The sequence below is a fragment of the Streptomyces varsoviensis genome (genome assembly GCF_000718635.1).
In the GTDB taxonomy this organism is placed as follows: domain Bacteria; phylum Actinomycetota; class Actinomycetes; order Streptomycetales; family Streptomycetaceae; genus Streptomyces; species Streptomyces varsoviensis.
In genome coordinates, this window is sequence record NZ_JOBF01000013.1 from 431,414 (window position 1) to 445,802 (window position 14,389).

At 74.4% G+C, this 14,389-nt stretch carries 8 protein-coding genes; 6 read left to right on the top strand and 2 right to left on the bottom strand.

Annotated features, from left to right (window positions below):
• Positions 1-2 precede the first annotated feature (2 nt).
• From IF55_RS20525 to fxsT, 5 genes are all read left to right on the top strand, one after another.
• Positions 3-3,278: an SAV_2336 N-terminal domain-related protein gene (locus tag IF55_RS20525; protein ID WP_157854300.1), complete on the top strand. Its 3,276-nt coding sequence runs from the start codon at positions 3-5 to the stop codon at positions 3,276-3,278.
• Between the two features lie 65 nt (positions 3,279-3,343).
• Positions 3,344-3,547 carry a hypothetical protein gene (locus IF55_RS20530; RefSeq protein WP_030878805.1) on the top strand — a complete coding sequence of 68 codons (204 nt, stop codon included), beginning with the start codon at positions 3,344-3,346 and terminating at the stop codon, positions 3,545-3,547.
• A 58-nt stretch (positions 3,548-3,605) separates the two neighbouring features.
• Entirely contained in the window at positions 3,606-4,820 is a 1,215-nt protein-coding gene (locus tag IF55_RS20535) for an FxsB family cyclophane-forming radical SAM/SPASM peptide maturase (protein ID WP_030878808.1), read from the top strand.
• Positions 4,820-6,121, top strand: coding sequence for an aKG-HExxH-type peptide beta-hydroxylase (locus IF55_RS20540; RefSeq protein WP_078644782.1), 1,302 nt, complete (start codon positions 4,820-4,822; stop codon positions 6,119-6,121). The genes IF55_RS20535 and IF55_RS20540 overlap by 1 nt, the downstream gene beginning before the upstream one ends.
• Positions 6,122-6,225: 104 nt before the next feature.
• The gene (fxsT, locus tag IF55_RS20545) at positions 6,226-9,237 is read left to right on the top strand and encodes an FxSxx-COOH system tetratricopeptide repeat protein (RefSeq protein WP_030878814.1); all 3,012 of its coding nucleotides are present in this window, start codon (positions 6,226-6,228) and stop codon (positions 9,235-9,237) included.
• A 106-nt stretch (positions 9,238-9,343) separates the two neighbouring features.
• Here fxsT and IF55_RS20550 read toward each other — a convergent pair whose 3' ends face one another.
• A complete protein-coding gene (locus tag IF55_RS20550) occupies positions 9,344-9,712 on the bottom strand; it encodes a MerR family transcriptional regulator (protein ID WP_030878817.1) in 369 nt (122 codons plus the stop codon).
• A gap of 170 nt (positions 9,713-9,882) precedes the next feature.
• Between IF55_RS20550 and IF55_RS20555 the strand changes: the two genes are divergently transcribed.
• The gene (locus IF55_RS20555; protein WP_030878819.1) at positions 9,883-10,824 is read left to right on the top strand and encodes an alpha/beta hydrolase family protein; all 942 of its coding nucleotides are present in this window, start codon (positions 9,883-9,885) and stop codon (positions 10,822-10,824) included.
• 70 nt (positions 10,825-10,894) lie between these two features.
• Here IF55_RS20555 and IF55_RS20560 read toward each other — a convergent pair.
• Positions 10,895-14,389: multifunctional oxoglutarate decarboxylase/oxoglutarate dehydrogenase thiamine pyrophosphate-binding subunit/dihydrolipoyllysine-residue succinyltransferase subunit (locus tag IF55_RS20560; protein WP_048832218.1), on the bottom strand; the 3,495-nt coding region annotated here is incomplete at its 5' end.

The window sequence follows — 14,389 nt, forward strand, 5'->3', positions numbered from 1 at the left end:
CCGTGCCCGACGACCCTCTGGCCGATGTGATCGGCCTGCTGCGCGAGCACGGCCTCGACCCGTCGGCCGAGGAGGTCGCCGACGGGCTGTGGCTCGCCCGCTACGCCATGCCGCCCGCCGACCCGGCCGCCGCGGAGCCGCTTCCCGAGGCGCCGCCGCCCGCCGGCCTCCCCGAGGGCGGCGCGCGGCCGGGGGAGCCGCCGCCGGGCGAGGCGCCGCCCCCGGAGCCGAGGCGGCCCGACGGCTCCGACGCCTCCGATGACACGGACGGGCCGGACGCCGTCGCCCTCCACGCCGTCGGCGGCGCGGCCGGGCGGCGCACCGTGGCCGGGGTGCCCATCGCGGTGCCCGCCGCCGCCACCCTGCCCAGCCTCCTCAAACTCCAGCGCGCCCTGCGCCCGTTGCAGCGCTACCGGCCCTCGGCCCCCGCCATCCGGCACACCCTCGACGAGAGCGCCACCGCCGAGCGCAGCGCCCGCGCCGGGATGGTGCTGCCCGTCTTCAAGGCCGTCGAGCGGCGCGAGACGAGCCTCGCCCTGCTCATCGACGCCTCCCCGTCGATGGCCGTGTGGGACCGCACGCTGGAGGAGGTCCGGCAGGTCTGCGAACAGCTCGGCGCGTTCCGCGACGTCCAGGTGCACCGGCTGCACGAGGTGCCCGGCGGCACACCGCTGATCGGCACCGGCCCGCGCGGCCGCGAACGGCTGCGCGCCGCCGACCAGTTACGCGACCCCACCGGCCGCCGCCTCACCGTGCTCATCAGCGACTGCGTCGGCCCCCTGTGGCGCAGCGGCCAGGCCCACAAACTGCTGCACCGCTGGGGGCGGCAGGCCCCCGTCGCCGTGCTCCAGCCGCTGCCGCAGCGGCTCTGGTCGCGCACCAGGCTGCCCGTCGAGCCCGGCACCCTGCACCGCGACGAGGAGCCCGGCGCGCGGCTGCGGTTCGCCTCCGCGCGGCGCGGCCCGAGCTGGGACGGCGCCACCGCCGACCCCGCCGCCGAGGGCGCGCTGCCCGTGCCCGTACTGCCGCCCACCGAGGCCGCGCTGGGCACCTGGGCGCGGCTGCTGTCCGGCACGGGGACGGCCGCGGCCCCCGGCGCGGTCGGCTGGGTGCGGGCCGACCAGGAGGCCGCCCCGAGCGTCGAGGGCGGGCCACCGCGGCGCTCCCCGCGCGAGATCGTGCGGCGCTTCCGCTCGACCGCCTCCCCGGCCGCCGTGAAGCTCGCCGTGTACCTGGCGGCGGCCCCGCTGACGCTGCCCGTCATGCAGTTGGTGCAGCGCACGATGCTGCCCCACTCGGGCCCCGCGGAGATGGCCGAGGTGCTGTTCAGCGGGGCGCTGCGGCAGCTCGACGCGGCGGACGCGGACGATGGGGAGCAGTGGTACGACTTCCACGAGGGCGTACGGAACGTCCTGCTGGGCCCGCTGCCGCGGGACGAGGCCACCCTGGTGCTCAAGCACTGCTCCGAGTACGTGGCGCAGCGCTTCGGCACGGGCGCCCGCAACTTCCCGGCCGTCGCCGCGGCCCAGCTCACCGGCGTGCAGCGGGCCGGCGAGACGCTGCTGGCGGCGCCGGAGGCCGCGCTGCCCGCCACCGCCGCGCGCCGCGCCGAGGACCGCATGCCCCGCCCCTTCGCCGAGGTCTCCTACCAGGTGCTCCAGCGCTATCTGCCGACCCGCGCCGCCGAGCCCGCCACGCCGTCCCCCGCCGCGCCGCCCGGCGGCCGCGCCGGCGCCGTGGCCCGCGCCCGCGAACAGCTCGCGCGCTACGACGAGCGGGGCGCCGTCGAATGCCTGCTGGAGGCCGCCCGGCTGCTGCGCTACGCCGCCGAGTCCGCGGCCGGGCCGCGCCCGGAGGCGGAGGTGCTGCTGGCCGAGGTGCTGCTGCGGCTGTGGGAGGACCAGGGCGACCCCGGCGTGCTGCGGGAGGCGCAGGAGCCCGCCGCGGCCGCCGCCGCGCACCCCGACGCCGAGCCGCGCGCCCACCGGGTGTTCGGCAAGGTCCTGCACGCCAGCGCCCGCGAACTGACCTCCGCGAACGGCCCCGAGGACGCCGGGCAGTTGCTGCGCGCCGCCGAACGCGAGCTGCGCCAGGCCGCGGCGCGCGACGGCGCGGTCGGCGGCTCGGTCGACGGGGCGGCCCTCGACGCCGCCCTCGAATGGTCCTGGGTGATGTGGGACCTGTGGCGGCACACCGACGACCCCGGTTTCCTGGAGCGGGTGGTGGAGGAGCTGACGGCGCTGGTCGACGACCCCGCGCCCAGCCGCCGCCGGCTCGGCCCGCTCCACCTCCAGCTCGGCCGGGCGCACCTCGCGCTGGCCGGCGCCCAGTCCGCGCCGGGCGCCGCCCGCTCCATGGCGCTCCGGGCGGTCGCCCCGCTGACGGCCGCCACCGAACTCCTCGAATCCGTCGAGGCCCACGCGCAGTTGTACGTACGGGCGCTGCTCGACCTCGCCGACGCGCTGCTGCTCGGCGGCGAGGCCGGCCACGACAGGGTGCTCGCGGTGCTCGACCGCGCCCGGCAGCTCACCGAGGACACGCCCGTACAGGCCGAGACGCTGACCCGCACCGCCCGCGTGCACCGCGAGCGGTACGCGGCCTCCGGCGACCCCGGCGAACTGGAGCGGGCGGTGCGGCTGTACGCCGGGGCGCGCAAGGCGCTGCGCGCCGGGGACGCCGCCTACGCCGACGTGCTCACCGACTGGGGCGAGACCGCGCTGGAGCTCGCCCGCGCCGCGCCCGGCCGGGCCGGCGCCTCCGCCGCCGTGCGGGTGCTGCGCGAGGCCCGCGCCGAGATGGTCCACGACGACCCGCGGCTCAACCGCACGCTGCTGCTGCTCGGCCGCGCGCTCCTGCAGCGCTACGCCGACGAATGGGACGTCGTCGACCTGCGGGAGGGCGAGTTCATCCTCAGCCGGGCGGCCGCCGGCGCCCAGGACCCGATGCGGGCCGCCGCCGCCTGGTACGACCACGGGCGCGCCCAGGAACTGCTGGGACAGCCCGAACGCGCGGCCGACAGCTACGAGTCCGCCGCCGACGCCGCGCTGCTCGCCCGCGACGGCCTGTCCGGCGCGGCCCGCCGGGACGCCATGCGGATGGCGGCGGGCGCACTGCACCGCGGCGGTGAGGCGCTGCTCGACGCCGGGCTGCCGGTGGCGGCGCAGCGCTCGTACCAGCGGGCGCTGTACTGGTGGGACCTGCTGCCGGCGGCGGACGAGGGGGAGCGCGCGGCCACCGAGGAACGCCTCCGCCGACTCGCAGAGGATCACAGGCCATGAGTTTCCGCGCGGTAGCGAATGGGCACATGTTCTCAGCTAGGCAACGCGCTTGTGAGGAGAGCAGGTTGACAGACGACGGCAGCGACGGCCGTCCCGCGGGACAGGACGGCGAGGGGACCGCGGAAGGGGCCCTGCCCGATCTGACGGGCATCGACCTCGACGCGCTGCGCTCCCTGGACAGCCCGGCCCTGTCGGCGGTCCTCGACGTGCTGGTGCGCCGCACGGTGGAGCCCACGAGCGTGCTCTGCGCCTTCTCCAACGCGTCCTGACCGCCGGTTCCGGCCGCCTGGGGGAGAGGCGGCGACACACAACGAGGGGGGCCCGACGATGGCGCATCCGCACGCGCCCTGGCCGTACGACCGGCTCGACGTGGCCGCGCTGCGGGCCCGGGGCACAGCCCCCGTCCCGTTCCGCCAGTTCGTCCTCAAAGTCCACAGCCGCTGCAACCTCGCCTGCACCTACTGCTACATCTACGCCGGCCCCGACGGCAGTTGGCGCGACCGCCCCGCCGCCGTCCCGGACCGTACGGTCGAGCGCGCCGCCGAGCGCATCGCCGAACACGCCCGCGCCCACCGGCTGCCCGCCGTCGAAGTCGTCCTGCACGGCGGCGAACCCCTGCTCACCGGCGTCGGACCGCTGCTGCGCCACCGCGCCGCCATCCGCGCCCGCCTCGACGCCGGCACCGGCCTGACCACCACGACGCAGACCAACGCCACCCTCCTCACCGAGGAGCGCGTCGCCCGCCTCGCCGACGCCGGCCTCCGCGTCGGCGTCAGCCTCGACGGCGGACTGCCCCGCCACAACCGCGCCCGCGTCGACCACGCCGGCCGCCCCTCCTACGCCGCCGTCGCCCGCGGTCTGCGGCACCTCGCCGAGCGGCCCGAGGCCTACGCCGGCATCCTGTGCACCGCCGACCCCGCCACCGACCCCGACGAGCTGTACGACTCCCTCCTCGCCTTCCGGCCGCCCGCCCTCGACTTCCTCCTCCCGCACGCCAACTGGTCCGCGCCCCCGCCGCACGCCGACCCGGCCCGCCGCCGCACCGTCTACGGCGACTGGCTCGCCCGCCTCTTCGACCGCTGGTGGAACGCGGGCCCCGGCGCGCCCCGGGTCAGACTCTTCGAGGAAGCCGTACTGCTGCTGCTCGGCGCGCCCAGCGCCACCGAGGCCCTGGGCACCTCGCCCGTCGCCACCGTCGTCATCGAGGCGGACGGCGCGATCGAGCAGATCGACTCCCTGAAGTCCGCCTACGAGGGCGCCGCCGCCACCGGCCTCGACGTCTTCCGCCACCCCTTCGACGCGGCCCTCGACCACCCCGGCATCGTCGCCCGCCAGCTCGGCGCCGACGGCCTGTGCGACACCTGCCGCGCCTGCCCCGTCCAGCGAGTGTGCGGCGGCGGCAACTACGCCCACCGCTACCGCGCGGGCTCGGGCTTCCACCACCCCTCCGTCTACTGCGCCGACCTCCAGCGCCTCATCCGGCACGCGGCCCGCCGCCTCGAAGAGTCCGCCGCCCGCGCCCGCCACACCACGGCGGCCTGATGACCCACCGGATGCCCCCGCAGGTGCTGCGCGCCCTCGCCCGCACCCAATGCCCGCCCGCCGCCGCCGAACTGCTCGCCGCCTCCCAGTACAGCAAGCGCCTCCTCATGCTGCGGGCCCTCGCCGACGCGGCCGGCGACGACCCGCGCTTCGACGCCCACTGGACGCTGCTGGCCGCCGCCGAACGCGCCGACCCCGGCGCCGCCCGCCAGGCCGTCGGCTACCCCCTCGTCGGCGCCTGGGCCGCCCGTACGCTCCGCCTCACACACCACCACGAAGCGCACCCGAGCCCGGCAGGCCGTACGGGCGACAGCCCCGCTGACCGCCTCTCGGACGGCCTCGGGGCCATCGCCGCCGCGGCGGCCCTCCGCGCCGGCCTGCCCTTCCGCGTCCGCCTGCCGCTGCGCCGCGGCGCGCTCGTCCTGCCCTCCCTCGGCGCCATCACCCACCCCACCGCCCGCCACGTGACGATCGAGGGCGGCGGCGAGGGCGCGCCCTGCCCGCCCGGCTGCCGCTGGCTGCCGCTCACCGCCCTGCCGCCCGCCGGACCGCGGCACGTCCCCGTCGCCTTCGACGATCTCGACCCGCACCGCGTCCCCGACGGCGGCCCCGGTCCCGCTGTCGTCCCCACCGACCGCGCCACCGCCGCCGAACGGGCCCGCTGGCACACCCTGTGGCGCGACGCCGTGGCCCTCCTGGACCGCGCCGCGCCCGAGCGCGCCGCCGAACTCTCCGCGCTGCTCCGCTGCGTCGTCCCGCTCCGCACCCCCGCCGCCGGCCTGGTCGCCGCGACCCTGCCGGACGCCTTCGGCGCGGCCTTCGCCTCCCGCCCCGCGACCGCCCTCGACCTCGCGGCCACCCTCGTCCACGAGATACAGCACTCGAAGCTCGCCGCCGTCCTCGACCTCGTACCGCTGCACCGGGCCGGGCCCGAAGCGCGCCACTGGGCCCCCTGGCGCCCCGACCCGCGCCCGTTCGGCGGCCTCCTCCAGGGCCTGTACGCGCACCTCGCCCTCGCCGGCCTGTGGGGCCGCGTCGCCGCCCTGCACGGCCCGGAGCAGCGCGTCGCGTGGGACGCCCACGCGCGCTGCTGGGCACAGGTCGGCGCCGTACTCCCCGCGCTCGTACACGCACCCGAACTCACCCCCGAGGGACGGGAATTCGCGCAGGCCATGGCCGACGCGTACGCTCGGTTGCCCGCGTACCCCGGCGCACTCGGCCCCCGCGCGCGAGCCGCCGCCGAGGTGGCGGCGGCGCGGCGCGTTCGCCGCGGACCACGCGTGGGCACGGCTCTGCGGTAAGACAGGGAGAAACATCCGAGTGGGCGCCGGACACCCCGCCGACTCGACTGACGCATCCGCCCGGACACGAGCGGGCAACGAGCAGACACGAGGGGAACGGTCGGATGGCCGCACAGCGAGGCACCGGCGAGCACGCCGGATCACAGCAGTTCACCATCAGCTACGCCGGCTACAACCGGCCCTGGGCCGCGTGGATCAGCCACCGATTGCAGCGCCTCGGCCACCGGCCGGTGCTCCGCCGCTGGGACGGCTCGGTGGAGCGGCCCCTGGAGGCCGTCCTCGCCGATCTGCTCGCCCAGCCCGGCAAGACCCTGCTGATCCTCAGCGACTGGTACTTCTCGCTCGGCCCGCGCACCGAGGAGGAGTGGAACGCCGCGCTGCGCGCCGTCGTCGAGCCGCACGCCGGCCAGTTCGCCGCCGTAAGCGTGACGACCCGTCAACTACCGAGCGCGACCGGGCTGCTGGCCCCCGCGGACCTGTGGCGCATCGGCGCCGAGGAGAGTGAACGCCGGGTGCTGGGCCGACTGGGACTGCCGACCGACGGCCCCTACATCGAGGACGACCGGCCCGGCACCCCCCGCTTCCCCGACGACCCGCCCGAGGTCTGGGGCCCCGTACCGCGCCGCAACCCCCGCTTCACCGGCCGCGACACCCTGCTCAGCACCCTCCACGACTGGTTCGAGGAGGCCCCCAGCGGCGCCGCCGTCTGCGCCCTGCACGGCATGTCCGGCGTCGGCAAGACCCAGCTCGGCGCCGAGTACGCGCACCGCTTCGCCTCCGACTACGACCTGGTCTGGTGGGTCCCCGCGCACACCCGCGCCGCCATGCGCGAAGGGCTCGCCGCCCTCGCGCCCGCCCTCGGCCTCGTCGACGCCGGCAGCGAGTACGGCGAGCGCATCCGCGCCGTCCACGAGGCGCTGCGCGTCGGCAGCCCGCACAGCCGCTGGCTCCTCGTCTTCGACGGCGCCGACGACCCCGCCGCCGTCGCCGACGCCGTGCCCTCCGGCCCCGGCCACGTACTGATCACCACCCGCAACCGCGACTGGGGCGGCCACGACGCCGAATTGATGGACGTCCCCGTCTACGCCCGCGACGAGAGCGTCGCCTTCGTGCGCCGCCGCGCCGACCGGCTCAGCCCCGCCGAGGCCCATCTGCTCGCCGCCGCCCTCGACGACCTGCCGCTCCTCCTCGACCAGACCGCCGGCTGGCTCGGCCAGTCAGCGATGCCCGTCGAGGAGTACGTGTCCCTGGTCAGCGGCTCCGTCTCGGACTCCGAGGACGTCCTGCAGACCTCCCCGTCCTACCCCGAGGCGTTCCCCAAGGCCTGGGACATACTGCTCAACACCCTCCGCGAGAACATGCAGGAGGCCGTCGACCTGCTCCGGCTGTGCGTCTTCTTCGCGCCCGGCCCCGTACCGCTGCGGCTGCTGCGCGAGATGGGCGCGGGCCGGCTGCCCGAGCGGCTGAGCTGGCTCACCAACGACACCCTGAAATGGAACCGGGCGCTCAAGATCCTGATCCAGTACTCCGTCGTCCGCATCGAGTACCAGCAGGCCATCTCCGAGGACGCCGGCACCGGCGTCGAGACCGTCCAGATGCACCGCATGGTCCACGGCTTCGTCCGCGACACCATGTCCGACCGCGAACACACCACCCTCTCCCGCGTCGTCCAGGAATCCCTCGCCGCCGCCGACCCCGGCCGGGTCTCCGACAGCCGGCTCTGGCCCCGCTACGCCGAACTGGTCCCGCACCTCGAATCCTGCGGCGCCCTCGACAGCGACGACCCCAAGGTCCAGCGGTTCGTCCTCAACTGCCTGCGCTACCTCTACCAGCGCGGCGAGTTCCGCACCGGCCTGGAACTGAGCGAGAAGGTCCGCGCCGCCTGGAACACCCTCCTCGGCCCCGGCCACAACCAACTCGTCCTCCTCAGCCACCACCAGGCCAACATGCTGCGGATGCTCGGCCGCTACGAGGAGGCGGAGGAACTCAGCCGCGTCGCCGTCGACCAGCTCAACGCCCAGGACGACCCCGACGAACTCGAACTCCTCAAGGCCATGAGCGGGCTCGCCGCCAACGTCATGGCCCGCGGCCGCTACCCCGAGGCCCAGGGCCTCCTGGAGACCGTCTGGGAGCGCTACCGGGAACTCCTCGGCGACGACGAGCCCCGCACCCTCAGCGCCCGCAACAACGTCAACGTCGTACTGCGCCTCCTCGGCCGCTACCAGGAAGCCCTCGACCTCGACCGCGAGGACCTCGAAGCACACGAGCGGGTCCTGCGCACCCTGCACCCCACCACGCTCGGCAAGGCCCTCAACTACGCTTGGGGGCTGCGCCTCCTCGGCCGCTACACCGAGGCCACCTCCCGCCAGGAGCTCGGCGTCCGCCTGCACCTCCAGGTCCTCGGCCGCTACCACCCGCAGACCCTGATGGCCCAGCACAACCTGGCTCTGTGCATGCGCCGCCAGGACAGCGACCTCTCCGCCGCCGAGGCCCTGCTCCGCTCCACCCTGGAGCGCAGCGAACGGGTCCTGGGCCGCGACAACCCCGGCTCGCTCCGCGTCGCCTGCGACTACGCCAGCCTGCTGCGCGCCATCGGCACCGACCCCGACGAGGCCCGCCACCGCGCCGAGGACGTGGCCGAGCGGTACGCCGCCGCCATGGGCGAGGAACACCCCTTCACCATCGGCGCGTACGCCAACGTCGCGCTCGCGCTGCGGGAGTCGGGCGAACGGCAGGAAGCCTTCGAGGTGGCCGAGCAGGCGCTGCGGCGCATGCGCGAGGCCATGGGCGACGACCACCCCTGGACGCTGGGGTGCGCCCTCAACGCGGCGAGCTGCCGCAACCTCATCGGCCGCGTCGACGACGCCACCGAACTCAGCCGCGACACCCTGGCCCGCGCCCGCCGCACCCTGGGCGGCCAGCACCCGCTGACCCTCTCCTGCGAGGTGGGCCTCGCCGCCGACCTGCGCGGCCTCGGCCAGCGCGACGAGGCGGACAAGCTGGAGCAGGACGCCCTCCAGCAGCTCGCCCGGACCCTCGGCGCCCAGCACCGCCACACGGTCGCGGCCCGCACCCGCATCCGCCCGTTCTGGGACTTCGAGCCGCAGCCGGTGTAGGGGAGGGGGATTCGCCGTCGGTACGGCCGTACGCGGCGTCTCGTACGGCCGTACCCGCGGGCGGCCGCAGCCTTTCCAGGGGGCCTACTGGGGGCCTACTGGGGGCCTACTGGGCCTGGCAGTCCTTGCCCGTCAGGGAGTTCTCGACGGCGACGATCACCTCGCCCAGCCGGGCGCGGGCGCTCTCCAGCTCGCCGATCCTGCCGTCGATGCGGTCCCCTTCCGCCGCGAGCCGGTCCAGCAGCTCCGGCGTGGCCTGGCCGTCCACGACGTGCGGCAGCATCTCCCGGATCGACTTGCTGGGCACCGCGGCGGCGTACAACTGCTGGATCACCCGGACGCGGTGGACCGCGCTCTGCGGGTACAACCGCTGGCCGCTGGGGCTGCGCTCCGCGGCGAGCAGGCCCTGCTGCTCGTAGTAGCGCAGCGACCGCACGCTGACGCCGGTCGCGGCGGCGAGCTCGCCGATACGCATCATGACCTCCGCCGGGGCCCCCGGCCCCATCACCTGATCACTTGCCTCTGACACCAACGTCAGGTTTTAGCGTAACGCGCGTCGGCACCGCCCCCGCCGCCACGGCGGAGGCGCGGCCCCTGCCCGGCTGTCCGCCGGCGTCCCATCGGACACGCGAAGGAAGAACCCCCATGAGCGCAACAGACACGCCTGCCGCGAACCCGGCCGGCCCGGCCGCCGCCCCCGTCGTCTCGGTGAAGCCGGTGGTGCTGCCGGCCCCGGGCCGCGCCGAGGACCTGCGGCTGCGGATATCCGCGCCGGCCACCGGGAACGGGCTGCCGGTCCTCCTCTTCTCGCACGGCTACGGCTCCTCGCTGGACGGCTACGGGCCGCTGACCGACTACTGGGCCGCGCACGGCTTCGTGGTGATCCAGCCGACCCACCTCGACTCCCGGACCGTGGGGCTGCCCGAGGACGACCCCCGCAGGCCGAGGCTGTGGCGCCGCCGCGTCCAGGACATGAAGCTCGTCCTCGACCGGCTCGACGAGCTGGAGGCCGCCGTGCCCGGGCTCGCCGGACGCGTGGACCGCGGCCGCGTCGCCGCGGCCGGCCACTCCTTCGGCGGACAGACCACCGGCGTCCTGCTGGGTCTGCGGCTCCTCGACCCGGAGAGCGGGGCGAAGGAGGACCTGTCCGACGCGCGCGTCACGGCGGGCGTGCTGCTCGCCGCGGCCGGCCGGGGCGGCGCCGACCTGACGCCCTTCGCGGTCCAGAACCTGCCGTGGCTGAAGGCGCCGGACTTCGGGTACCTGGCCAAGCCGGCCCTCGTCATCGCGGGCGACAAGGACGAACTGCCGCTGTCCGTACGGGGACCGGAGTGGATGACCGACCCGTACCACCTGAGCCCGGCGCCCAAGAGCCTGCTCACCCTCTACGGGGCGGAGCACTCCCTCGGCGGCATCACCGGCTACGAGATCCGGGAGACCACGGACGAGCACCCCGAGCGCGTCGCCCTGATCCAGCGGACCACCCTCGCGTATCTGCGCCACGCCCTCGGCATCGAGGACGACGGCTGGACGGCCGCCCAGGAGGCCCTGTCCCGGAACGAGCTGGGGCGGCTCGAATCCAAGTAGGCCATGGTGTGAAGAGAGGCCCGGCCCCGCGCGACGCGGGACCGGGCCTCTCGGGTGTTCGGCGTGCTGGTCAGATGTCGAAGACCTCGTTGACCAGGGCCACCTGCTCCGCCTGGTGGCGCTTGTTGGAGCCGACCGCCGGCGACGAGCCGTGCGGGCGGGAGACCCGCCGCAGCCGCTCCGGGGCCGGGATGTCCGCGCCGACCGCCAGGTCGAGGTGGTCGATCAGGTTGAGCGCGACGAACGGCCACGCGCCCTGGTTCGCCGGCTCCTCCTGGGCCCACACGAACTTCGCCGCGTTGGAGTACCGGGCGATCTCGGCCTGGAGCTCCTCACCCGGCAGCGGGTAGAGCCGCTCGATGCGGACGAGGGCGGTGTCGGTCAGACCCCGCTTGGTGCGCTCCTCGGCCAGGTCGTAGTAGACCTTGCCCGAGCAGAAGACGACCTTGCGGACGTCCGCGGCGTTCACCGAGTCGTCGCCGATCACCGGCCGGAAGCTGCCGCTGGTGAACTCCTCCGCCTTGGAGGTCGCCGCCTTCAGACGCAGCATCGACTTCGGGGTGAAGACGACGAGCGGCTTGTGGTGCGGGTTGTGCACCTGCCAGCGCAGCAGGTGGAAGTAGTTCGACGGCAGGGTCGGCATGGCGACCGTCATGTTGTTCTGCGCGCAGAGCTGGAGGTAGCGCTCGATACGGGCCGAGGAGTGGTCCGGGCCCTGGCCCTCGTAGCCGTGCGGCAGCAGCAGGGTGACCCCGGAGGTCTGGTTCCACTTCTGCTCGGCGGACGAGATCAGCTCGTCGATGACGGTCTGCGCGCCGTTGGCGAAGTCGCCGAACTGCGCCTCCCACATGACCAGCGCGTCCGGGCGGGCCAGCGAGTAGCCGTACTCGAAGCCCATCGCCGCGTACTCGCTGAGCAGCGAGTCGTAGACGTTGTAACGGGCCTGGTCCTCGGAGAGGTAGAGCAGCGGCGAGTAGTCCTGGCCGGTCTCCCGGTCCACCAGCACCGCGTGCCGCTGGCCGAAGGTGCCGCGGCGGGAGTCCTGGCCGGCGAGCCGGACCGGGGTGCCCTCCATCAGCAGCGAGCCGATGGCCAGCGTCTCGCCGGTGCCCCAGTCGATCGTGCCCTCCTCGACCTGGGTGGCCCGGCGCTGGAGCTGCGGCAGCAGCCGGGGGTGCACGGTGACCCGCTCGGGGATGTTGACCTGGGACTCGGCGATCCGCTTCAGGACCTCCTGGGAGATCGCGGTCTTCACGGTGACGGGGAACTCCGCCTGCGGCTGCGGGACCTCGGCCGGGGCCGGGGCCGTGGTTGCCTCCCGGACCTCGGTGAAGACCTTCTCCAACTGGCCCTGGAAGTCCTGGAGCGCCTGCTCGGCCTCTTCCAGGGTGATGTCGCCGCGACCGATGAGGGACTCGGTGTAGAGCTTGCGCACCGAGCGCTTCTTGTCGATCACGTGGTACATCAGCGGCTGCGTGAACTCGGGGTTGTCGGTCTCGTTGTGACCCCGGCGCCGGTAGCAGATCAGGTCGATGACGACGTCCTTGTTGAACGCCTGGCGGTACTCGAAGGCGAGCCGCCCGACGCGCACCACGGCCTCCGGGTCGTCGCCGTTCACGTGGAAGATCGGCGCCTCGATCATGCGGGCCACGTCCGTGGCGTACATGGAGGAGCGGGCCGACTCCGGCGCGGCGGTGAAGCCGACCTGGTTGTTGATGACGACGTGCACCGTGCCGCCGGTGCGGTAGCCGCGGAGCTGGGACATGTTCAGCGTCTCGGCCACCACGCCCTGGCCCGCGAAGGCCGCGTCGCCGTGCAGCAGCACCGGCAGGACCGTGAAGTCCGTGCCGCCCTTGCCGATGACGTCCTGCTTGGCGCGGGAGATGCCCTCGACCACCGGGTCGACGGTCTCCAGGTGCGAGGGGTTGGCGGCCAGCGAGACCTGGATCTGCTCGCCGTCCAGCCCGGTGAAGGTGCCCTCGGCGCCGAGGTGGTACTTCACGTCGCCGGAGCCGTGCATCGACTTCGGGTCGAGGTTGCCCTCGAACTCGCGGAAGATCTGCGCGTACGACTTGCCGACGATGTTGGCGAGGACGTTGAGCCGGCCGCGGTGGGCCATGCCGATGACGACCTCGTCGAGGCGCGACTCGGCGGCCGAGTCGATGACCGCGTCGAGCAGCGGGATGACGGACTCGCCGCCCTCCAGCGAGAAGCGCTTCTGGCCGACGTACTTGGTCTGCAGGAACGTCTCGAACGCCTCGGCGGCGTTCAGCCGGCGCAGGATGCGGAGCTGCTCGTCACGCTCGGGCTTGGAGTGACCGCGCTCCACGCGGTCCTGGATCCACTTGCGCTCCTTGGGGTCCTGGATGTGCATGAACTCGATGCCGGTGGTGCGGCAGTACGAGTCGCGGAGCACGCCCAGGATGTCGCGCAGCTTCATCATCGTCTTGCCGGCGAAGCCGCCGACCGCGAACTCGCGCTCCAGGTCCCACAGCGTCAGCCCGTGCTCGATGATGTCGAGGTCCGGGTGCTTGCGCTGGCGGTACTCCAGCGGGTCGGTGTCGGCCATGACGTGGCCGCGGACCCGGTAGGAGTGGATCAGGTCGAAGACGCGCGCGGCCTTGGTGACGTCGTTCTCGTGCGAGACGTCGATGTCGCGGAGCCAGCGGACCGGCTCGTACGGGATGCGCAGCGCCTTGAAGATCTCGTCGAAGAACTCGTTCTCGCCGAGCAGGAGCTGGTTCATGATCCGCAGGAACTCGCCGGAGGCGGCGCCCTGGATCACCCGGTGGTCGTACGTCGAGGTCAGCGTCATGACCTTGGAGATGCCCAGCTTGTTCAGGGCGTCCTGGGAGGTGCCCTGGAACTCGGCGGGGTAGTCCATCGCGCCGACGCCGAGGATCAGGCCCTGGCCGGGCATCAGACGCGGCACGGAGTGCACGGTGCCGATGCCGCCGGGGTTGGTCAGCGACGCGGTGACGCCGGTGAAGTCGTCCATCGTCAGCTTGTTCGCGCGGGCGCGGCGGACGATGTCCTCGTACGCCTGCCAGAACTCGAAGAAGTTGAGCGTCTCCGCCTTCTTGATCCCCGCGACCACGAGCTGGCGGTCGCCGTTGGGCTTGACCAGGTCGATGGCGAGGCCGAGGTTGACGTGCTCGGGCTTGACGAGGGTCGGCTTGCCGTCCTTCTCCGCGTAGGAGTGGTTCATCGACGGCATCAGCTTCAGCGCCTGCACCATGGCGTAGCCGATGAGGTGCGTGAAGGAGACCTTGCCACCCCGGGCGCGCTTGAGGTGGTTGTTGATCACGATGCGGTTGTCGAAGAGCAGCTTCACCGGGACCGCGCGCACGGACGTGGCCGTGGGCAGCTCCAGCGAGGCGTTCATGTTCTTCGCGACCGCCGCGGCGGGACCCCGCAGCGGTACGTACTCGGTGCCCTCCGCGGGCGCGGCCGCGGGCTTCGCGGCGGGCTTGGCCGGGGCCGGCGCGGGCTTGGCCGCCGGGCTCGGCGCGCTCTCGGCGGCCGGGGCGCTCTTGGCGGCCGGCGCCGCGGGCGCGGCCTGGGC